Origin of the sequence: Microbacterium sp. B24 (assembly GCF_000333415.1) — a bacterium.
GTDB lineage: Bacteria > Actinomycetota > Actinomycetes > Actinomycetales > Microbacteriaceae > Microbacterium.
This window is the reverse complement of sequence record NZ_BADB01000378.1, coordinates 27,020-48,919: the sequence shown is the minus strand read 5'-3', so window position 1 is coordinate 48,919 and position 21,900 is coordinate 27,020. Positions and strand designations below refer to the sequence as shown.

Sequence of the window (21,900 nt, the reverse complement as noted above, 5' to 3'; positions counted from 1 at the left end):
TCAGGTTCATCATCGGGCCTTGCCGTTGGCTCCCGCATGATGCATGTCGTGGGTGTGGGACCGCTGCAGGATGAAGCGGTTCTGCGTGGGGACGCCCGATCCCGTGATCACGAAGGAGGTCGCCATGAGCTGCAGCTGCTCGTTGATCGGCGAGGCCATCGTGAGCCAGCTCGGATCGGCGTCGTCGTCGGTGATGATCACCGCGTGGTCGGGCAGGTAGAGCGCGCCGTCGATGAACGCGCTCAGCTCGTCCCAGGTGGGCAGATAGAAGGACTGATCCTTGATGTACTGCATCTGGGCGCGATAGTCCTCGATGTACGCGTAGTTGCCGCGCAGCCAGCCGGACTCGCCCTCGGGCTTCGCGGTGAACTGGTGGTACATGAGGATCGGCACGCGCGCCTTGGCGGCGGCCACGGCATCCGTCGTCGTCCACGCGCCGTAGAGCGTCTGCTGGTGGGCGGTGCAGGCGACCGGCCGCGAGCCGTTGATCCGCGTCGCGGGACTGCCGGCATGTGCAGCGGGATCGGCGGATGCCGCGGCCGCCGTCGCCGCGTCGGCGTACCAGCCTGCGAACACGCGGTCGGCCGCCCGCGGGATCGGCAGGTGGTCGTAGAGGCGGTCCTGCACTTGCAGCTGCGGCTCGAGCGTCGTGCCGTCGATGCTGAAGCTGACCGCGCACGCTCCCGGGACATCGGCATGCGCCGCCAGGAGCGCTTGAGCCGGGGTGAGCGGCGTGGGGGTCGGGGAAGGCGTGTGCGTGGTCGGTCGCGGTGACGACGTCGCGGCATCCGTGTTCTCCGTGGCGCAGCCGGCGAAGCTCGCCGTCGCCGTCAGGACCACGCCGATGGTGAGCGCGCGGATGAGGCCGCGGTGGCGGTGCACGAAACCCATGAAAACAACCCCCAAGGTCGACGGCGCGCCCCCGCGCCGCGCTCATCCTAGGAGGACAAGGTGTCGTGAACCGGAAATCACCGGGTGCGCGGTTGTTTTCTTCGACTTTCGTCGCAGATTCCCTCCGCTCGGGGGTGCTTACCCGACGTCCGAGCGGATGCCGCGACGTTCGTCCTTCGCCACGATGGCCGCGTCCAGCGCGCGTCGCAGCTGCGAGCTCGACGTGTGCGCAGTGTAAGGAAAGTAGACGACCTGCACGCCGACGGCCGCGAACTCGCGCTCCAGGCGCAGACCCTTCTCCGTGCCGCGCCAGTCGTCACCTTTGAAGAAGTGCGTGAAGCCGACCTCGCGCCACACCTCGAGCTTGTCCGGCACCGTCTCGATGTGGACATGGTCGACGTAGCGGATGTCGCGCACGATCTGCGCGCGCTCCACGGTCGGGACGAACGGTTCCACGCCCTTGACCTGGCGCAGCATCTCGTCGCTGACGACACCCGCGATCAGCAGGTCGCACTGCTCCTTGGCATGGCGAAGGATGTTCAGATGCCCGATGTGAAAAAGATCGAACGCCCCGGCGGCGTAGCCGATCGACACAGCCATAGCGAGCTCCCCCAGCTCTCGATGTGATCCGAGCTCGACGACGAGCGTCGTCCCGGTTCGAGCCCCCCGGCTCGATGCGGGCCCCCGGCCCACGTCTGCACACTACCGCAGGTGCGCGCGAGACGACAGTGCCGTGCACCTCGACGACGGGGTGAAGCGGGGCGAGGCTGCCGCCCGGGCGCGCCGTCGGGCAAGATGGGCGCGGGGGAAGGGGCTCGCGTGAAGCGGAAGGCGCTGGGAGCGATCGCCGCGCAAGCGGCTCAGGCTGCGGTGAGCCTGGCGCTGCAGATTCTCGTTGCGCGGCTGCTCGGCATCGCCGATTACGGACGCTTCGCGATCCTCTACGGCGTGATCGTGCTGGCGTCCGGCATCGTCACGGGACTCGTCGGAGACGCGCTCGTCGTGCTCGATCGTGCGGACCGACGCATTCGCGCCGGACTCGAGGTCTGGCTCGCGATCGCGGCGGCGACCAGCGCTGTGATCGCCGCCGTCGTGGCCGCGGTCACCGGCTTCGCGAGCCCTGCCGAAGCGGGACTGTTCGCCCTCGCGATGGTCGCCTTCGTCGTCGAGGAGATCGTCCGACGCCTCCTCATGGCCGGGTACGCCTTCTCGCGGGTGATCGCCGCCGATCTGACCGGCTTCGTCATCAGCCTCGCCCTGCTGGCCGCGGCAGCGGCCCTGCAGGCGCTGTCGCTCGGAGCCTTCCTCGGTGTCATCGCCGCAGGCCAGACCGTCGGCGCGATCGTCGGGTGGCGTCTGGTTCCCCGATCGGAGCGCGTCCTCGTCGGCTGGCGACGCGCGGACCTGCGCACCGTCTGGAGCTATGGAGCGTGGCGAGGGCTGCAGCAGACGTTGCGGCCGGCGATGCTGACGGCGGTACGGGTGGTCGTGCTGGCGGCTGCCGGGGCCGCCGCGGTCGGCATGCTCGAAGCGGCGCGCACCTACACCTCACCGCTCCTGCTCGTCGTCGGCGGGCTGTCGTCGTTCCTCTTCGTCCGCTTCGCCGACCACCGGCGCGAGGGCCGCTCCGGTTCGCTGCGAGAGGCCGACCGTGTCGTGCTCGTCCTCGTCGGCGCGACGGTGCTGATGAGCGCGGTGGCGCTCGGCGCCGGGCCCTGGCTGGGGCCGTTGGCGTTCGGTGTCGCCTTCGATCCGACGATGCTCGTGGCGTGGCTCGTGTACGGGCTCTCCGTGGCGGTGGTCACGCCCTACGGTGCGCTCAGCGCCGTCGCCGGGCGTCAGCGGGTGGTGTTCTTGGTTCGCCTCAGCGACACCCTTCTCGGCCTGGTGCTGACGGTCGTGATCGTGCTCGTCGGCGGCAGTCCGGCCCTCATTCCGTTCGCGCTCGCCGTGGCATCCGCGCTCGGCGGCGTCGCGCTGCGCTGGATCGCCGCGCACACGCCGGCGGAGCCTTGATCCTCTCAACCGGCTGAGAAGGGTCGGCAGGCCACGTCGACTGGTGGTAGGTTCAGCCCAGCACGAAGGCGTCGGACGAGGGAAACAGGGGTACGTCCGGCGCTCGGGCTCATCTTGGGGGGTGGGGAGCATGGAGGACGTCCCGTACGCGCGGATACTCCGCGAAGGTTGGTTGCTGGTCCTGATCGTCGCGCTGCTGGGAGCAGGCGGCGCCTACGGCATCGCGAAGCTGTTGCCGGAGACATACGCGTCGACGTCGACGCTGATGCTGCAGGTCGATTCGAAGGAAGCGTCGCTGTTCGAGCGCAACCAATTCAGCCTCGCGCGCATCCGCTCGTATCCGGAGCTCGTCGACAGTCCGGAGGTCATCGCCGGCATCCGCAGCGATCTGCACCTCTCCGCTGCCGACTACAGCGATCGCGACCTGCGAAAGATGGTGTCGGCGGACAACACGACCGACACCGTGCTGCTCGTCGTGCGCGCCGAGGCTCCCACTGCGCAGCTCAGCGCGGCGATCGCGAATGCGGCCGCAGCGCACCTGTCGAAACTCATCCAGTCGACGGAGAACTCCGACGCCGATGAGCGCTACCAGGTGAACCTCACCGTGGTGCTGCCGGCGGTCGAACCGCTCGCGCCGGTGTCACCGCAGACGCTCGCGATCGTCGGGCTCGGGCTGATCGTCGGGCTGGCCGTCGGCGGGATCGTCGCCGTCTATCGCACGGTGACCAACCGCAACGTCATCACCATCTCCGACGTGCGCCGCCTCGTCGGCATCCGGGTCGTCGGGCGCATCCCCCGCCGTCGCCGCTGGAGGCGCTCGGACGACGAGGACGAGTCCGTCGCCTTCGACGAGACCGTCGCCAATCTCGGGGTGCTGGGCGGCAGCGACCTCTCGTCCGTGCTCGTTCTGACCGCTTCGGACGATGCCATCGGGCAGGCGGAGCGCAGTGGTCTGGCGGCTGCCTTCGCTGCTGCGGGTCGTACCGTCACGCTCCTGGAGACGCGCGCCACATCCGACGCCGCGGCCGAGACGCGCTCGCTCGCCGAGGTGCTCGACGGGGAGGACGCCGATGCCGCGGTGGGTGAGGCCGCGGGCCGGCAGTTCGCCGATCCTCTGCCTGTCGCGGCGGCAGCGCTGCAGGACGCACTGCCCGCTCTCCGCTCGAGCCTGCGGGCGCATGTCGACGTCGTCGTGGTGGTGGTGGATGCCGCATCCGTCGCCGTGGTGCGAGAACTCGTCGACGACGCCACAGGAGTCGTGGTCGCGGTGCGGAGCGGATCGCCGGCGGCATCGGCGCTGTCGGCCCTGATCACCAAGCTCTCCTTCGTGGACGTGCATCCGTTGGGTGTCGTCCTCACCGGGGCCGCCCGGCATGCGTCCGGCGTCGTGACCGAGACCTGGCGCGATGCGGTGCCCGTGGGGGCCGCCGGAACGGGTGCGGCCGCACGGCCATGACGGCCGCAGGGCTCGCGATGCGCGGGCAAGGGGTGCACGGGGGCGTCCACGCGGATGCCTCGCGGCCGACGCGTCGACGCTTCGCGGCTCTCGTCGCGCTGTTCCTCCTGGTGATCGTCAGCGTCATCCCGTGGCGGCCGCAGTCGTTCTACGCGGGCGGGCTCGACCCGGTGGTCGTGGCCAAGGCGGCGATCGCCCTGGTCGCGCTGGGCGGCGCCGTCGGCCTGACCCTTTTCACGCGCCGACGGATGCCGGTGGGGCTCGGTCCCGCGGCGGTGATCGCCGTCACCCTCATGATCAGCCTGCTCGGCGGGGTCGTCGCGGGCAACGGGTCGGCGACCACCGTGCTGGTCATGAGGGTCTTCATCGTCATGGCCACCCTGCTGCTTCTGCTGACGAACGCCCCGTGGGATCGGGCCGTCGCCGCCCTGTTGACGGCGATGGGGATTCTCGCCGTGGTCGCCGCCACGACGGGCGCGCGCACGCTGGTCAAGGGCCGGCTGGGCGGCGGCATCCCGGAGATCCATCCGAACGAGCTCGCCGGACTCGCCGCCCTTCCGCTGATCGCCCTCGTCGTTCTGATCCTGCGCCGCGGTGTGCGTGTGTCGGCCGTGATCGCGAGCGTCGTCCTGTTCGGGATCGTGGTCGCCACAGGATCGCGCATCGCCCTCGTCGGCATCCTCTTCGGCGCGATCGTGGCGCTGGTGACCAACGGCGTGCGCCGGCGCGGCGTCCTCTACGCCCTTCTCGTCTTCGTCCCCGTCATCTACGGTGTCATCGTCTTCACCGGCGTCGTCGACGGCCTCGCCAGCCGCGGCGGCACATCGGCGGAGAGCACGGCGTTGGATTCCCGTCTCACGGGCTGGCAGGTGGTCCTCGGCTGGGATTGGGCCTCGTGGCAGCGTTGGCTGGGCGTCGGTCTGTCGGTCAAAGAGGTCGCGGTCCAGGAGAAGTGGCGATCGTCGCAGGTGCTCGACAGCAGCTGGGTCTCACTTCTGGCGCAGGCGGGACTGCTCGGAGTGCTGCTGATCGGTCTGCTGGTGGCGTGGTGCGTGATCACCGCCGTCACAGCGGCGTCGCGTCGCGGACTGCTGTTGCCGCTGCTCACGATGTTCGTCATCCGCACGTTCACCGAGAGCGGCATGGTCGACAGCGCGATGCCGTTCGTCCTGTTCGTGACGCTGTCGGCGTTGCTGACCAGAAGGTCGCGACAGGCGTCCGGGCCGCCGGGTCACGAGAACCAAACTCGTGCTCGCTCTGTGACGATGCCGGGCGTACGCTGAGGGAGCGCACGCGGGGAACTGGGGCCCGCCGCGGCGCGGGGCACATGGGGGAGGTGCTTTTCGCATGGCACAAGACATGCCGACAGCCGGACGCGGACGCGCTCCGTGGATCGTTTTCGTGGTCGTGGCGGCGCTGCTGGTCGGCGGCGTGGTGTGGGCGGTGGTCGGCCAGGGCCAGCCGGACGCATCCGCGGCCGCGTCTCCCAGCCCGTCGTGGGCGACGCCGACGCCGCAGCCGACGGCGTTCGAGACACCCGCGGCGGGTTCGACGACCGAGATCACCAAGCCGCCGACGGATGCCGAGGTGCCTCTCGACCAGCCTGCACCACCGGTGGCCGGCGCGACGGTGCAGCTCGTCGCGGTGACGAAGGGCACGTTCACGGGCGATGTGCCCGGCGAGCCGAGCGGCGACGCCATCACCGTGTCGGTGCGCGTCGTCAACAACGGCTCGGCACCCATCGACACCGGCGCGGCGGGCGTCAACCTGACCTACGGGGGAGACGATCGCACGCCGGGCATCGCCGTGACCGACAAGAAGGCGCGCGTGTTCCCGGCATCGGTTGCGCCGGGCGCCGAGGCCACCGCGGATTTCACCTTCGTCGCACCCCTTGCGGCGGAGGGGGATATCCGTGTTACCGTCGACCTGCTGGCGTCTGAGCCAGACATCGTCTTCGTCGGCCCGCGGCCGTAGGAGACCTGGGGGATTATCGCCTTCGCGGCATCAACGGATGGGGATCCGGCTGCGAGGGATGACTGGGGGAGTCATGGTGCGCATTCGTACCGGCGTCAGCGGACAGCAGACGCGGATCATCGCGACGGTTCTTGCGGCTGCCGCCGCCGTCATCGTCAGCAGTCTCGTCGTCGTCGCGCCCGCGCGTGCGGATGTCAGTCCGCCGGAGGGCACGCCGTCGACCGTCACGGCCGATGCGCTGCCGACCGTCCAGATCAACGGCATCGTCTGGGACCAGGCCGTCGTCGGCAATGTGGTCTACGCGGCGGGCAAGTTCACCTCGGCCCGCCCGGCGGGGGCGGCGGCCGGAACGAACGAGACGCCGCGCAGCAACCTCCTGGCGTATGACATCACGACGGGCAACCTCATCACGTCGTTCGCGCCGTCGATCAACGCGCAGGTGCGCCAGGTCGAGGCGTCGCCCGACGGCACCCGCCTCTACATCGTCGGCGACTTCACGACCGTCAACGGTCAGACGCGCAACCGCGTCGCCGCCTTCGATCTGCCCAGCGGGACCCTTTCGACCTTCAACCCGAACTCCAACGGAGTGACCTCCGGCGTCGCGGCGACGAACGACACGGTGTATCTCACCGGCACCTTCGGCCGCATGTCGGGAAACGACCGCGCCGGCGCCGCCGCGGTCACACGCGCCGGGGCGCTCCTGCCGTGGGCCCCCGTGCTCGAGGGACGCCAGGGTCGCGTCGTGGTCGTCTCGCCCGACGGCGCCAAGGTGGTCCTCGGCGGCAACTTCCAGACGCTCAACGGCAGCAGCAACCCCGGGTACGGCCTCGCGATGGTGAGTGCCGCGGATGCCTCGTTGCTGCCGTTCCAGACCAACAATGTGATCCGCAACGCCGGCCTCGACGCGTCGATCATGTCGCTCAAATCCGACGGTGCCGGATCGTTCTACGGCACCGGCTACGTGTTCGGCGACGGCGGCAATCTGGAGGGAAGCTTCCGATCCTCCTGGGCCACCGGCGACCTCATCTGGGTCAACGACTGCCACGGCGATGAATACGACGTGCAGCCCATGGGCGACGCCGTATACGCCGCCGGTCATCCGCACTACTGCGGCAGCCTGGAGGACGGTTTCCCCCAGAGCGACCCCTGGACCTTCTACCGCGGCATCGCGGTGACGAACGAGCCCGCCCGGATCACGCCGTCTGGGCTCAACAACGGCTACTTCGACTTCGGCGGCAACCCGGCACCTCGGCTGCTGCACTGGTTCCCCAGCTTCAACGCCGGCTCGGTCAGCGGCGCCTCGCAGGGACCCTGGACGGTCAACGGCAACTCCCAGTACCTCGTCTACGGCGGCGAGTTCACCCGCGTCAACAACACGGGGCAACAGGGTCTCGTGCGCTTCGCGGTCCCGTCGAAGTCGACCAATGCGCAGGGGCCCCTGCTGTGGAACACGGCCTGGCCGGCGACGGCGATCGCGCTGTCCGGGGGATCCGTCCGCGTCAGCTGGCCGCTCAACTACGACCGTGACAGCGAGTTCCTGACGTACGAGGTGCTGCGCAACAACGTCGTCGTGAAGACCTTTGAGAACGTCCGATCGAAGTCGCCCGACTGGGGTCTGCCGGCGATGGCCTACATCGACAACTCGGTGTCCAACGGGACGACGTACACCTATCGGGTGCGGGCGACCGATGCGCAGGGCCATTCCATCCTGGGTGGGACGGCGACGGTGACCGCTACGGGCACCTCGACCGCGAGTGCGTATCGCGACGCCGTGCTGGCCGACACCCCCCTGGACTACTGGCCGCTCGACGACGACTCCTCCACCCTGTCCTACGACTGGGCCGGCGCCTCCGACCTCACGGTCAACAGCGGAGTCACCAGAGGGAGCGCCGGCGCGATGCTCAATGACACGCGCCCGTCGTCCACCTTCGACGGATCGAGCGCCGGATTCGCATCCACGACGCAGCAGATCGCAGGTCCCGACACCTTCGGCATCGAGGCCTGGATCAAGACGACCACGACGGCAGGCGGCAAGATCGTCGGGTTCGGAAACAGCTCGACCGGAACGTCGGGCAGTTACGACCGGCATGTGTACATGGAGCCGGACGGGCGCATCACCTTCGGTGTCTACCCCGGTTCGGTCCAGACGATCACGTCCTCGGCGTCGTACAACGACGGTCAGTGGCATCAGATCTCGGCCGGCCTGAGCTCGGGCGGCATGGTCCTGTACGTGGACGGCGTGCGCGTCGCGATGCGCACCGACGTCACCTCCGCTCAGCCCTACAGCGGATACTGGCGAGTCGGCGGCGACAGCCCGTGGTCCGGTGCCGCGTTCTTCGCCGGGGCGATCGACGACGTCGCGATCTACGGCGCGCCCCTGACCCGCCAGCAGGTGGCCGCCCACTACGTCGCCTCGGGGCGCACGCTCGCCGCCGCCACGGCGCCCGCCGATGCCTACGGCGCCGCCGTCTACGCGCTCGAGCCGTCGCTGTATTGGCGGCTCGAAGAGAGCTCCGGAAACGTCGCCGCTGACGCCTCCGGCTTCGGCCAACCCGGCACCTACGTCGGCGCGGTCGCACAAGGTGCGGCCGGAGCGCTGAGTGGAGTGAGCGACACGGCGGCGACGTTCTCCGGTGGGCAGGTGATCAGCAGGAACACGTTCTCCAACCCGCGTTCGTATTCGCTCGAGGCCTGGTTCAAGACATCGACGACGACCGGCGGAAAGATCATCGGGTTCGGCAACAGCCCCGACGGAAACTCCAACAACTACGATCGGCACGTCTACATGACGCCGGACGGCAGCCTGATCTACGGCGTATGGGTCGGCTTCAGTGAGACGCTCCAGACGGCGCCGGGCTACAACGACGGTGCGTGGCACCACGTCGTCGCCACGCAGGGCGCCGAGGGCATGAGGCTCTATGTCGACGGCGCGTTGAAGGGGTCGAACGGTCAGGCCAACGCGCAGGACTACACCGGCTACTGGCACGTCGGCGGCGACGTCACCTGGGGCCCGGGTGACTGGGAGTTCGACGGACAGATCGACGAGGTCGCGGTGTATCCGATGCCGCTCGCGGCGAGCGACATCGTGCAGCACTACGCGCTCGGCGCGACGGGGACGCCGGCGAACGTTCCGCCGACCGCGTCGTTCACCTCGGCGGTCACCAAACTCGCCGTGGCGGTCGACGGTACGGGCTCGAGCGACAGCGACGGGGCGGTCGCCGGGTACAGCTGGTCGTGGGGCGACGGGTCGCCGGACGGCACCGGTGCAACGGCAACGCACACCTACGCGGCGGCCGGCACGTACACCGTGACGCTCACGGTGACCGACGACAAGGGGGCGACGGGTGTGTCCTCGACGCCCGTCACCGCGGTCGCCAACCAGGCGCCCGCCGCGTCCTTCGCCTCGACGGCGGCGGACCTGACCATTTCCGTGGACGGCGGTGGATCGACCGACGGTGACGGTCAGGTCACCTCCTACGCGTGGGCTTGGGGCGACGGGACCCCCGCGGGCGCCGGAGCGACGGCATCCCACACCTACGCCGCTGCCGGCTCGTACACGGTCACGCTCACCGTGACGGACAACGACGGCGCCACGGCGACGCAGGCGATCCCCGTGACCGTCACGGCGCCGGTGGCGGGGTCGACCTACGCCAACGACTCGTTCAACCGCACGGTGGCATCCGGACTCGGCACGGCCGACAACGGCGGTGCATGGACACTGTCGAACACGGCGTCCAACTACCGGGTCGATGGGACGAAGGCCGTCTTCATCCAGCCCTCCGCCACGGCGCAGCGCTACGCGTACCTGACGGGTGTGTCTTCGACCGACACTGCGGTGAACGTCGACATCAGCTTCGCTCAGCGGCCGGTGGGCGCCAGCGCGTATGCGACGGTGCACGCACGGCGCGTCGGCGCCGTCGACTACCGTGCGCGCGTGATCGTCGCCCCGTCGGGCGGGGTGACCGTGCAGCTCTTGCAGACGACGACCACGCTCACCAATGTGGGCACGACGCTGAACGTCGCTGCGGGCGATGCGCTGCACGTCCGTGTCGAGGCGGTCGGCACGGCACCGACGGCGCTGCGCGTCAAGGTCTGGAAGGTGGGCACCGCCGAACCGGCGGCATGGACCGCGACGGCGAGCGACGCCACCGCCGCACTGCAGGCGGCCGGCTCGGTCGGGCTTGGCGTCTACCTCGGCGGGGGAGCGACGAACGTTCCGTTCGAGACCGGGTTCGACAACTTCTGGACGGGATCGTCCGCGGGGACAGCCCCCGCGAACCAGCCGCCCGTCGCCGCGGTGACGGCGACCCCCTCGGGACTGTCGGTCGCCGTCGACGGGTCCGCGTCCTCCGATGCCGACGGGACCGTGTCGGCATATGCCTGGGACTTCGGCGACGGGGGATCGGGCACGGGAGCGACCGCCTCGCACACCTACGCCACCGCGGGCACCTATACGGTGAAACTCACCGTCACGGACGACAAGGGTGCGACGGGGAGCGCGTCGACATCGGTGACGGTCACCGCGCCGGCCGGACCGCCGAACCAGGCACCGACCGCGGCCTTCACGGCGACGCCTTCGGGACTGTCGATCGCCGTCGACGGGTCCGCGTCGACGGATGCCGACGGCACCGTATCCGCTTACGCGTGGGACTTCGGCGACGGGACGAGCGGCACAGGGGTCACGGCCACGCACGCCTACGCGGCATCGGGAACGTACACGGTGAAGCTCACCGTTACCGACGACAAGGGGGCGACAGGCACGACGACGAGCGCCGTCGTCGCCGCCGCCCCCGCGGCTGCGCCGTTCGGGGCCGACGACTTCGGTCGAGCCTCCGGCACTGCGCTGGGCGCGGCGGTCGTGGGCGGAACGTGGACCCAGACCTCGGGCACCGCCAACGTCGCGATCGACGCGGGAAGAGCGAAGCTCACCTCGCAGGCCGCGGGACAGACGCGCTCGGCGACGCTGAACGCGACGACCTCGACGAGCACCGATCTCACCTTCGGGTTCGCACTGCCGGCGCTGCCGACCGGAGCGCGCATGTACGTTTCCGCCCTCGGCCGCGTCGTGGGGTCGGACGACTACCGCGCGCGGTGGGTCATCGCGCCGGGTGGTGGCGTGCAGGCGCAGCTCGCGCGCGGCGGCACGGTGCTGTCCTCGCTCGATCTTCCCGGATTCACCCTCGCGGCCAACACCGTGTACACCGTGCGCGTGCAGGTGGATGGTACGGGGACGACCGCTCTGCGCAGCAAGATCTGGCCCGCGGGCACCGCGGAGCCCTCGGCATGGCAGCTGAGCACCACCGACACCACGGCGGCGCTGCAGTCGGCGGGCTTCACCGGCTTCACCACCTACGCGGGCACGGGCTTCACAGGCCTGCCGTTCGTCGTGCTCGTGGATGACTTCCAGGCGAAGGTCGTGGTGCCGTGACCGTCGCAGCGGCCTACGCGCAGCTCGGCGCCGCGCAGAAGGGTCGGGGACGCGGAGCTCCGGCGTACTCGCTCTACGTCAACCGTCCGGTCGGCCGGGTCATCGCGGCCGGCGCGTACGCGGTCGGGCTGACACCCAATCAGGTGACCGCCGTCAGTGCCGGACTGACCTTCACGGGGATCGTCCTTCTCGCGACGGTACCTCCGTCGTTCCTCCTCGGCGTCGTCGTCTGGCTGCTGCTCGCCGCCGGCTACGCCTGGGACAGCGCAGACGGGCAGGTCGCCCGGCTGCGCGGCGGAGGGTCTCTGGCCGGCGAGTGGCTCGATCACGTGGTCGATGCGGCCAAGCTGGTCAGTCTGCACGTGGCGGTCGCCGTCGGGGCGTTCCGCTTCTTCGATGCGCCGGTGGCGTGGATCCTGGTACCGCTGGGCTTCGCGATCGTTGCGACGGTCGCGTTCTTCGGGATGATCCTGAACGATCTGCTGCGCGCCCGCGCCGGCGTGGCCCAGGCGGCGGAGGCGGGAGGATCGTCGCCGCTGCGATCGATCCTCGGGCTCCCTGTCGATTACGGAGTCTGGTGTCTCTCGTTCGTGCTGTGGGGAGCACCGCCGGTGTTCGTCGTGGTGTACTCCATGCTCGCGTTGACGGCTCTCGTGCACCTCGTTGCGGCGCTGCCGGTGTGGTTTCGCCGCATGAAGCACCTCGGATGAGCGCGCGGTGCGCCGCGCTCGCGGTGAGAAGAGTCTCATAGTCGGCAAGGGCGCTCTCCGCGCTTGCTACGCTCGTCACACCCCGCGTGCGATCGTTGCCGCGTGGTGGACTCTTGGGGAGAAAGAGACTCCTCATGCGTTCCACGGCGTCTGCCGTCCTTCTCGTCAGCGCGCTCCTCGCCGGCGGCGTTCCCACCGCCGCCTTCGCCGTCGAGCGTGACATCGCCTCCTCGCCGACGGTTGTGACCGCTGCGGCACCCGCCGTGGTCTTCGCGGACGACATGCAGCGCAGCGTCGCGACGGGACTCGGCGGGGCCTCGGGAGCGGCCACGTACCGAATGTCCGACCCGCGCGCCTTCTCCGTCTCGGGTGGAGCGGCGCGTGCGGTCATCCGCGTTCCCGGAACGTCGGTGGCCGCATCGCCGTCCGGGCTCACAGCGCTGGACACGACGCAATCGGTCGCATTCACGGTGCCGAGCCTTCCCGCGTTCGGACGCGGGGTGTATCTGAATCTGCAGGCGCGCAAGACCGCTTCCGGGTTCTACCACGTGCAGGTGGTCGTCGATCCGAAGGGCTCCGCGGTGCTCGAGGCGCTCCGAGTCACCGGATCGCGCCAAGTCGTGCTCGCTCGCACCACCCTCTCGACCCGGCTCCGCGCCCACACCTCCATCGTCCTCGAAGCGAGTGTGAGGGGCACCACTTCCGTGGCGGTCGACGCCGTCGTGACGGTCGGTGGTGTCACCACCCGGCTCGCCGCCACGGACGCGAGCTCGGCCCGTCTCGCCGCCGCCGGCGCGGTCAGCGTGGGCGGCTACCTCTCGAGCAGCTCGTCTGCTCAGCAGTTCGCCTTCGACGACTACCGTGTCGCCGTCGCGCCGACGGGGGCCGGTCCCGGCAGCAACGGCCCTCAGCCCACGCCGTCGCAGCCGTCGACGCCGCGCCCCTCTCCGACGCCGTCCCCGACACTCGCGCCGTCCCCGACACCCGCGCCGACTCCGTCTCCGTCCGTGCAGCCCGACCCGTCGTCGAGCTCCACGCTCACCTGGGACGAGTCCGGCACACGGCGCCACCGTGGTGCCCCGTCGCCGGGCGTGTCCAGCGCGGCGATTCCGGTCGGCGCCGTCATCGTCGACGGCTCCGCACGCGCCGGCGGTACCGGATCCAGCTCCGCGCCGTTCTCCACGATCCAGGGTGCCGTCGACCGTGCCGTCACCGGTGCCGTCATCGTCGTTCGAGGCGGAAGCTACAACGAAAACGTCACCGTTCCGGCCGGCAAGCGCCTGACGATCCAGGCCGCCCCCGGCGCCGAGGTCTGGCTCGACGGTTCCCGCGCCGTCGCCGGGTGGCGCAGCTCCGGGACGGCGTGGTTCGTCGACGGCTGGACGGCGGAGTTCGATTCGAGCCCCACGTTCACCCGCGGCGCTCCCGACGGCACGACCAGCGGATGGCAGTGGATCAACCCGGAGCATCCGATGGCCGCGCATCCGGACCAGCTGTGGATCGACGGTGCGCCGCTCACGCAGGTCGGCAGCCGCGATCAGGTGCGTCCCGGCACCTTCTTCGTGGATACCGCCGCCGATCGCCTGTACATCGGTTCCTCGCCGGAGGGCCATCAGGTGCGCGCGTCATCGGAGACCAAGGCGCTCTCGATCCGAGGCGCCGGCACGGTCATCCGTGACATCGGCATCCGGGGATATGCGACATCGGTCTGGATGATGGGCACCGTGACGATCGAGGCGCCGGATGTCACCCTTCAGGGGGTGACCGTCGCCGACAACGCGACGACGGGAGTGTTCGTGGGGGCCGCGCGCGCGACTCTGCGCGACGTGACCGTCGCTCGCAACGGTCTGCTGGGCATCGGGGCGAACCTGGCGGACGATCTGCGTCTCGAGAACGTCCTGGCCCTCGAGAACAACGCGGAGCACTTCAACCAGGCTCCGGTGTCGGGGGGCGTGAAGATCGCCAAGTCGCGCGGTGTTCGCGTCGTCGATTCCGCCTTCCTCCGCAACGACGGCCCGGGGATCTGGACCGACCAGTCCGTCTTCGATCTCACGATCGCCAGGAGCGACCTGATCGGCAATCTCGGGCACGGCGCCTTCATCGAGCTGACTCAGAAGGTCGACATCGTCGACGATCTCATCGTCGGGAACGGCGGCAATGCGCTGAAGATCAACAACACCGGCGACGTGCAGATCTGGAACAACACGATCGTCGGCGGAAACCGGACGATCAACATTGTCCAAGACTCTCGCAGCCAGGCGGACGCGTCCGTCCCTGGCCACGATCCGCGGCGTCCGTTCCCCGACCCCGACATGCCGTGGACGATCCGAGACATCGCCCTCGGCAACAATGTGGTGGGAGACAGCAGCGGCGCGTGCACCCTGTGTGTCGAGGACTACTCGCACCGCTTCGCCGCGAGTGAGCTGAACATCCGATCGGACGGCAACATCTTCCAGCGCACGGGAGCATCGCAGCCCGCGTGGCTCGTCGTATGGTCCCGGGGCGCCGCGAACGTGAATCCCTTCGTCTTCACGACGCTCGACAGCTACCGTGCGATCACGGGCCAGGACCTGCACTCGATCTCCATCGACGGTCGCCCGGTGACCACCCCCACCGGTTCTCTGCTGGGCGATGTGTCGCACCCAGGTGTCGCGCAACCCCGCCCTCCGCGCGCAGCGGCGTGGTGGACGGGATCGGTCGACGGGGTCGGGGCGCGGATGCCGTGATCGGCGCCCCGACCCCGTCGGAACTACTTCGCGGGTCCGGCCCAGAAGCCGTCGTAGGAGTACTGCACGGGAACGGCGGTGGCGCTGGCGGACAGGTAGCTGTTGATGCCGACGACGCCGGGCACTTGGAGGGCCGGAGTGGCGTCGGACGATGTCAGGGTCCACGATGCGGGCTCGGCCGTCGCGGTGCGCCACACCTTGGCCTTGAGGCTCGTCGCGTTGGCCCCGCTCACCTGGAAGCGGATGCTGAGTGCATCGCCGGTGGTCACCGTCGTGTTCGGGATGGTCAGGCTCGTCAGCACGGTCTCGGTGCCTGCCACCGTGCGGGTGAGCCACACGGCCACGGCTCCCGTCGAGGCCACACGCACCTTCGCCCGATAGTCGTTCGCGGCATCGACCTGTCGACCGATCGCGGAGAAGTAGTACCCTCCCCCGGTCGACGGCTGGCTGAACGTCACGGTGAACCGCTCCTCGGCGTCGGTCGACGCTGTCGCCGCGGGCAGCGACGCCGTGTACGAGTTGCCCGCCGACAGCGTCACCTTCGCTGTTCCGCCGGAGACGGAGAACTTGCCGACCGCCGTCGCCGTGTTCGGTGTGATCGCCCAGGCTCCGCCCACATCGGAAGCGCCCCAACCGCTGGCGACGGTGCGCTCGAAGTCGTCGCGCGCCCACACCTGCGGGGCCGTGACCGTCACGGGAGCGGTCTGTGCGGATGTCGCACCGTGATCGTCGGCCACGGTCAGCGAGATCGTGTAGGACCCGGCCGCCGCGTAGTCATGCACGGCGGTGGCGCCTGTCGCGCTCGTCCCGTCTCCGAAATCCCAGGTATACGAGGCGATGCTGCCGTCCGGGTCCGTCGAGCCGGTGGCATCGACGGCAACACGAAGGTCGGTCACCCCGGTGACGAACGCGGCTACCGGCGGCTGATCGGCCACCACCGTGATCGCGTGGGACGCGGTGGTGGTGGCCCCCTTGTCGTCTGTCGTCACCAGCGAGACGGTGTAGGTGCCGGCCGATGTGTAGACGTGCGAGGCCGTCGCTCCCGCGCCGGTGGATCCGTCGCCGAAGTCCCACGCGAACGAAGCGATGGTGCCATCGGGGTCGGTGGAGGCGCCGGCGTCCACGCTCACGGAGAGGAAGTCCGTCGTCTCCGTGAAGGCCGCTGTCGGCGGTTGGTTCGGAACGGCGCTCGCCGTCACCACGCGCGTCACCGTGCCCGTCATCCCGTCGTTGTCGGTCACCGTGAGCCGCACCGTGTAGTCGCCCGGAGCGGCGTAGGTGTGCGCGGCGTTCGTCCCGGAGGCTGAGGTTCCGTCGCCGAAATCCCACGCAAAGGCGGCGATGGAGCCGTCGCTGTCGTGCGATGTGCTGCCGTCCACGCTGAGGGCGAGATGGTCGATGGTGGGGGAGAAGGCCGCGGTGGGCGCTTGGTTCGGCGCCACGGTCACGGTCTTCGACAGTGCGCCGGTGAGAAGCGTCGCGTCCGTGGCGGTGAGCGTGATCGTGTACGTGCCGGCGGCGGCGTAGGTGTGCGTCGCCGTCTGTCCTGACGCGCTCGTGCCGTCGCCGAAGTTCCATGCGTAGGTGGCGAGGTTGCCGTCGGCATCCGTCGTCGCGGAGCCGTCGACGGTCGTCGTGAGATAGGTCGAAGCGACCGTGAACGACGGCACCGGTGCGCGTTCGCTCGGTACGCGGCCCGCCGCGGCGAAGTGCGCGCGCACACGACTCTCGCTGAGGACGCTCGGATACACGGCGACCTCATCGAGGGTACCGGCGATGTAGTTGCTCGACGTGTTGCCCCAGCTCTTGTCGCCACCGATGCGCCAGAAGCCGCGGTAGACCTGCGCGGTGGTCACCGGCGAACTCGCGACGAGCTGGGTGTCGACCCACAGTTTCATCCCGTCGGCTCCCTGCGAGGCGACGATGTGGTGCCACTGGCCGTCGTTGTAGGCGTTCGTGCTCGTGATGGTGTTCTGCGTGCCGTTGTACGTGCCGAAGTTCACGCGTCCATTGCTCTGCATCACGACGTGCCGGTCGTAGCTGCTGCTCAGCCCGGAGGACGTGTTGCCGAACCCGATGAGCTTGCCACCCTTCGTGCTCGTGGTCTTGACCCACAGTTCGGCGCTGAACGCCTGCGGAGCGTCCCACGCTTCTTGTGCGATGCCGACCGCGTTGCTGCCGTTGAAGACGGTCGCGCTGCTTCCCGGCACGATCCCGCCGGCAGAGCGTGTGACCGTGCCGGCGAGCGCGCCGACGGGGCCCCCGCCGGCGGCATCCTTGAGCGCGGTGCCACCGGTCTCATCGAGGCGCCAGTACAGGTCGGGACGGTCGGACGACACCGCGGTGCCGTACGCGTCCGATCCGGCGACTCCCCAGGCTCCGGCTCGACCGCTGGCGGTGTAGTGCGCCTGCACGTCGGTCTGCGAGAGCGCGTTCGGGTAGACGGCCACATCGTCGATGGCGCCGGCGAGCCCCGCGTCGCTCGGCCTGTTGGCGAACCCGCTGGTCTGGTCGGCTCCGATGCGCCAGTAGCCCGTGTAGGACTTCGGCGTGGTTGCCGCCTGGGAGCGCCCGACGCGTATGCCGTCGACGAAGAGCTGCATCCCCGTGCCGTCGACCGTGCCGACGAGGTGGTGCCATTGACCGTCGTTCACACTGCCGCGGCTGTACACCGTGCGATAGGCCCCGTCGTTGATCGCGAAGTTCACCCGCCCCGTGGTGTCGAGATACAGCACGCGGTCGGTGCCGCCGGCGGACGAGGTTCCGGTGGCGGAGTCCCCGAAGCCGACGATGCGGCCTCCCCGTGTGCTCGTCGTGTTCACCCATGCCTCGACCGACACCGCCGTGTCGCTCGGCAGGGGATCCACCGTGGTCATCCGTGGCGTGCTCCCGCCGGCGGAGGTGATCGCGGCATCCGTGTCGCCCTGCAGGGCGCCGGGCGCTCCGAGCGCGAGTCCGGTCGGGATGCCGGGAGCATCGCCCACGTCATCGAACAGTCGCGTGGCCCCGCTCGGCTCTCCGAGTCGCCAGTAGTGCGAGGCCCCACCGGCGCGGACGGCGGCGCGGTATGCGGAGGTGGCCGCGTCGGAGACGGTGATCCAGGGTGACCACGCGCTCCACTGGATGTTGCCGTCGGCATCCTTTGCTCTCACCTGGTAACGCACTTGGCTGCCGGGAGTCTGTCCGCTGTCGACGATGCTGAGACTCGGCAGCGACCAGAAGCGACCGTCGGTGCGGCTGAACGTGGCGATCTTGGTCGCGGGGCTGCGGAAGACGTCATAGGTGACGGCCGCCCCGTCGCGGTCCCACGCGCTGCTGAACGGCACACGCACCAGGCCGCGCTCGTTCGAGTACGGTGTGGGCGTCATCGCGGCGGTGTAGATCGGACCGCTCAGATGCGGTGACACGGTGCGCTTGCCGAACCGGGCCAGACCTTGCTGGGCGATGCCGTTCACCTTCGGGAACTCGCCGCCGAGGACGACGTAGTTGCTGTTGCCCGTGACGCTCCACGCGGCCTGGCGGGCGGAGGTGTACGACCCGAAGTCGAGGTCGGGATACCAGTTCAGCAGGCCCGCGTACGGCAGGCCGGTGAAGTCCCACCCGTAGGCGTCCTTGCGCGTGATCGTGCCCACGGGGGTCGTCGGCTCCGCCGTCGCCTTCATCCACCGCGAGCGCGGGTTCGTGTCGGGGAACCCGCCGACGACGCTGCAGTCGTGGTGGTGGCTCGCCACGTACAGCACGCCGTTCTGGGGGAAGGTGGAGTACGTGTCGCCGAGGCAGTCGTTGACCCAGTTCAGTGCTCCGGTGTACGGGTCGGCCGCGAAGGTGCCCTCGAAGGAGGCTCCCGCGCCGAACGCGTACCCCGACCCATAGACCTGGGTGCCGTCGGTGCTCAGGCTGGAGATGGCCCCGTTGAGACCGGCGCTGCGGATGCGGTCGACAGCGGCCCACGGCATGCTTGCACCGCTCGCGGCATCCAGGGCTCCCATTCCATACGCGGCGGCGCCGTTGAGCAGGGTGAACGAACCCGCCACGATCAGCCGCGACGAGTCGGGACTGGTGACCATGTCCCACACGAACCCGTCGCCCGACGCGGTGGGCGCCCACGACGTCAGCGCGCCGGTCGTCGCGCTCCACGCCGCCAGTTCGGTGCGCGGCTGGCCGTTGCTGGAGCGGAAGTTCCCGCCCGCGTATACGGTGTCGCCGATGAACGAGAAGGCGCGCACCTGTCCATCGGTGCGCGGTGCCCACGGCGTCAGCGCACCCGTCGCGACGTCGAAGGCGGCCACGTGGGCACGCGCTTGGCCGTCGACGGTGGTGAAGTCGCCGCCGAAGTAGACGGTCTTCCCGTCGGGAGCGGCGCGGACGACGAGTCCCTGCGCGTCGAAGGCGTGCGAGAATCCCGCGACGGGGTTGCCGGTGGTGATGTCGAAGGCGAAGACGTTGTTCGCGTCGATCTCGCCGGCGCCGCCCGCGGCGACCTGTGGCGGCCGCGCTTTCGTGAAGCTGCCGGTCACGTAGACGGTGGTGCCGACGACGGCCTGGCTCCAGACGACGCCATTGATTTGCCAGGTCGGCAGGAGGTCGACGGTCACCGTCTCCGGCGCCACCGGAGCGGGATCTGCCGCCGCGGCGGGTGCGGCGGCGACGAGACCGCCGGCGATGACCGTCGCGGCCACGAGGACGGGCGCGAGCAGGCGGGTGAGACGCGACGAGTGCGCGGCGAGTCGGGTCATGATGCTCCTCGGGCGGAGTGGGCAACGGATGCCGGGCGGAACACGGCGGGTCAGGTCAGCGCACCGCGGAACACCGCGGACGTGTGGAGCGCGTCGAAGTCGACGACGATCGTGAGCGGGGTGGAGTGGTCGGTCGGCGCGGCGACCGCGTAGACCGCGGTCGCGGTCTGCCGCGGGTCGACGGTGCCGCTGAAGTCACGCGCCCCGGACTCCGGGGTGTAGACCGGGGTGAGTCGGTTGCCCTCGGCATCCAGCACCGTCACGACCGACGTCGAGACATCGATCGGCGCGGTCGACCCGTTGGTGAGTTCGACGGTGAGTCGGGCGAACTCGCGTCCGGTCGCGGCGCCGGGGCCCTGAGACGTCTCGGTGGCGTACGAGACATCCGTGATCCGCAGCGTGACACCGTCCGCGTACACCACCGGTGCATCGGGAGCTGATGCCGCCGCGCTCACGGTGGCGGTGCCGCCGCCTCGTCCGACTTTCGCGACGGGAATCTCGGCAGCGGGTGACGCCGTCGGGGCTTCGCCGACAGCGTCTCCCGTGGCCGGTGGTGCGCTGGAGGCCGGAGCCGCCGGTGTCGCTGCCGGGGCGGATCCCCCCTCCGGGAGCGGGGCCGAGCAGGCTGTGGTCGTCAGAACGAGGGTCAGACTGAGCGCTGCCGCTGCCGTACCGATCGTGGCGGCGCGGGAGCGGGGACGTGCGGACGTCGCGACCGTGCGTCTCATCGCCCTCTCCCCTCGAGCACGAGGGGTTCCGACTCGCTCATCATCGTCGACGCCGCCGTCCGACCGGGCGCTCGCGCGCCGAGATCTCCGATGCGCTCGGCGAGTGCGTCGGACAGAGCGCGATGGTAGGCGTCCGGCGAGTGGCGCCGTCGCACCGTCTCGGCGTCTCGCCACGCCCGGTCGCGCATTGCGGCCCAGTCGTCTCGCACTCCGGTGAGACCTCTCGCGAGGTCATCGGCGCTGTCGGTCGGAACGAGGACGGCCGCTTCGAGCCCCCCGGAGGCCTCGCGCAGCCCCGAATGATCGGCGGCGACTACCGGGCGTGCGCACATCAGGGCCTCGATCAGGACGTTGCCGAACGATTCGTCCCCGCGGGAGGGAACGACCGCCACGTCGGCAGCGGACACGATGTCCCACACCATCCGTTGGAAGCCGACGATGCGAACACGGTCCTCGAGTGCAAGGCGCGAGATCTGTTCTCGGAGCTGTCGCTCGTACCACTCGTAACCGCGGAAGACGTCGCCCACGATGTCGAGTTCCGCGTCGATCCCCGCGGCCCGGAGGCGATCGATCGCATCGATGGCGAGATCCACTCCCTTTCTCGGCGACAGACGTCCGACGTACACGACCCGCAGGGGTCCATCGAGGTGGATACGGGCCGGCGACGGTCGGTCGGGGCCGGCGATACCGTTCAGGACGACCCGGGCGCGATCGCGCCGCTCGAGCCATGCAGACCCCGACACGCGACGACTGGTCTGGGAGTTGAAGACGACGCCGCTCGCCCACCGCAAGGGTCGGGTCAGAAGTGCGCGCGCGGGCGCCGACAGCGTGGATTCGGCTTCGTGCACGTGCACGACGCTGGCGGCTCCCGCCCGCCGTGCGGCGCGCAGCCAGAACGGGATGGTCACCGTGTTCACCATCACCACGTCGGCTTCGAGATCGGCGACCAAGCGACGCATGCGCGGCGTCTGCGTGGCGATCTCGCGGATGAGTCGCACGAGTCCGCCGGGCCGCAGGGCGCTCTTGCGGATCACCGGCGCGTCCAGGAACACGACGTCGGCGCCGGCGGCTCGCAGCAGCGGAATGAGGGGTCCGTCATCCGAACTGGTCACGACCACATGCCACCCCAGTTCGACGAGGCCGCGAACGCCTTCGAGCATCATCCGGTCCGATCCGTAGAGGTCGGCGGAAGGGTTCGCGATCAGGACGGTGCGACCGTGGGCGGTGGAGGCCAT

General features: G+C 69.9%; 12 protein-coding genes. 7 read left to right on the top strand and 5 right to left on the bottom strand.

Annotated elements, in window-relative coordinates; translation table 11 throughout:
• Positions 1-9 precede the first annotated feature (9 nt).
• Positions 10-891, bottom strand: coding sequence for a xylanase (locus I5I_RS10145; RefSeq protein ID WP_036319038.1), 882 nt, complete (start codon positions 889-891; stop codon positions 10-12).
• A 138-nt stretch (positions 892-1,029) separates the two neighbouring features.
• The gene (locus tag I5I_RS10140; RefSeq protein ID WP_036319026.1) at positions 1,030-1,491 is read right to left on the bottom strand and encodes an adenylyltransferase/cytidyltransferase family protein; all 462 of its coding nucleotides are present in this window, start codon (positions 1,489-1,491) and stop codon (positions 1,030-1,032) included.
• Positions 1,492-1,710: 219 nt separating this feature from the next.
• Between I5I_RS10140 and I5I_RS10135 the strand changes: the two genes are divergently transcribed.
• From I5I_RS10135 to I5I_RS10105, 7 genes are all read left to right on the top strand, one after another.
• Positions 1,711-2,907 carry a hypothetical protein gene (locus I5I_RS10135; protein ID WP_051039572.1) on the top strand — a complete coding sequence of 399 codons (1,197 nt, stop codon included), beginning with the start codon at positions 1,711-1,713 and terminating at the stop codon, positions 2,905-2,907.
• Between the two features lie 130 nt (positions 2,908-3,037).
• Positions 3,038-4,363, top strand: coding sequence for a YveK family protein (locus I5I_RS10130; RefSeq protein ID WP_083867993.1), 1,326 nt, complete (start codon positions 3,038-3,040; stop codon positions 4,361-4,363).
• Positions 4,360-5,646 carry an O-antigen ligase family protein gene (locus tag I5I_RS10125; RefSeq protein WP_036319024.1) on the top strand — a complete coding sequence of 429 codons (1,287 nt, stop codon included), beginning with the start codon at positions 4,360-4,362 and terminating at the stop codon, positions 5,644-5,646. Before I5I_RS10130 ends, I5I_RS10125 begins: the two co-directional genes overlap by 4 nt.
• A 64-nt stretch (positions 5,647-5,710) precedes the next feature.
• Positions 5,711-6,337 carry a hypothetical protein gene (locus I5I_RS10120; protein WP_135949632.1) on the top strand — a complete coding sequence of 209 codons (627 nt, stop codon included), beginning with the start codon at positions 5,711-5,713 and terminating at the stop codon, positions 6,335-6,337.
• A 73-nt stretch (positions 6,338-6,410) separates the two neighbouring features.
• On the top strand, positions 6,411-11,765 hold the full coding sequence (locus I5I_RS10115) for a PKD domain-containing protein (protein ID WP_051039571.1): 5,355 nt from the start codon (positions 6,411-6,413) through the stop codon (positions 11,763-11,765).
• Positions 11,762-12,475, top strand: coding sequence for a CDP-alcohol phosphatidyltransferase family protein (locus I5I_RS10110; RefSeq protein WP_036319022.1), 714 nt, complete (start codon positions 11,762-11,764; stop codon positions 12,473-12,475). Before I5I_RS10115 ends, I5I_RS10110 begins: the two co-directional genes overlap by 4 nt.
• A gap of 134 nt (positions 12,476-12,609) precedes the next feature.
• On the top strand, positions 12,610-15,201 hold the full coding sequence (locus tag I5I_RS10105; RefSeq protein WP_051039570.1) for a right-handed parallel beta-helix repeat-containing protein: 2,592 nt from the start codon (positions 12,610-12,612) through the stop codon (positions 15,199-15,201).
• A gap of 23 nt (positions 15,202-15,224) precedes the next feature.
• Here I5I_RS10105 and I5I_RS10100 read toward each other — a convergent pair whose 3' ends face one another.
• The 3 genes from I5I_RS10100 to I5I_RS10090 are packed head-to-tail and all read right to left on the bottom strand — an operon-like array spanning position 15,225 to position 21,900.
• On the bottom strand, positions 15,225-19,937 hold the full coding sequence (locus I5I_RS10100; RefSeq protein WP_036319021.1) for a LamG domain-containing protein: 4,713 nt from the start codon (positions 19,935-19,937) through the stop codon (positions 15,225-15,227).
• A gap of 50 nt (positions 19,938-19,987) precedes the next feature.
• A complete protein-coding gene (locus I5I_RS10095) occupies positions 19,988-20,665 on the bottom strand; it encodes a DUF4352 domain-containing protein (RefSeq protein ID WP_036319020.1) in 678 nt (225 codons plus the stop codon).
• A complete protein-coding gene (locus I5I_RS10090; protein WP_051039569.1) occupies positions 20,662-21,900 on the bottom strand; it encodes a glycosyltransferase in 1,239 nt (412 codons plus the stop codon). Before I5I_RS10090 ends, I5I_RS10095 begins: the two co-directional genes overlap by 4 nt.

Excerpts from the sequence above, each read along its gene's own strand:
- I5I_RS10115 (WP_051039571.1), top strand. The coding sequence starts at position 6,411 with ATGGTGCGCATTCGTACCGGCGTCAGCGGACAGCAGACGCGGATCATC.
- I5I_RS10105 (WP_051039570.1), top strand. The coding sequence starts at position 12,610 with ATGCGTTCCACGGCGTCTGCCGTCCTTCTCGTCAGCGCGCTCCTCGCC.
- I5I_RS10145 (WP_036319038.1), bottom strand. The coding sequence starts at position 891 with ATGGGTTTCGTGCACCGCCACCGCGGCCTCATCCGCGCGCTCACCATC.
- I5I_RS10095 (WP_036319020.1), bottom strand. The coding sequence starts at position 20,665 with ATGAGACGCACGGTCGCGACGTCCGCACGTCCCCGCTCCCGCGCCGCC.
- I5I_RS10120 (WP_135949632.1), top strand. The coding sequence starts at position 5,711 with ATGGCACAAGACATGCCGACAGCCGGACGCGGACGCGCTCCGTGGATC.
- I5I_RS10140 (WP_036319026.1), bottom strand. The coding sequence starts at position 1,491 with ATGGCTGTGTCGATCGGCTACGCCGCCGGGGCGTTCGATCTTTTTCAC.
- I5I_RS10125 (WP_036319024.1), top strand. The coding sequence starts at position 4,360 with ATGACGGCCGCAGGGCTCGCGATGCGCGGGCAAGGGGTGCACGGGGGC.
- I5I_RS10100 (WP_036319021.1), bottom strand. The coding sequence starts at position 19,937 with ATGACCCGACTCGCCGCGCACTCGTCGCGTCTCACCCGCCTGCTCGCG.
- I5I_RS10130 (WP_083867993.1), top strand. The coding sequence starts at position 3,038 with ATGGAGGACGTCCCGTACGCGCGGATACTCCGCGAAGGTTGGTTGCTG.
- I5I_RS10090 (WP_051039569.1), bottom strand. The coding sequence starts at position 21,900 with ATGGCCTCCACCGCCCACGGTCGCACCGTCCTGATCGCGAACCCTTCC.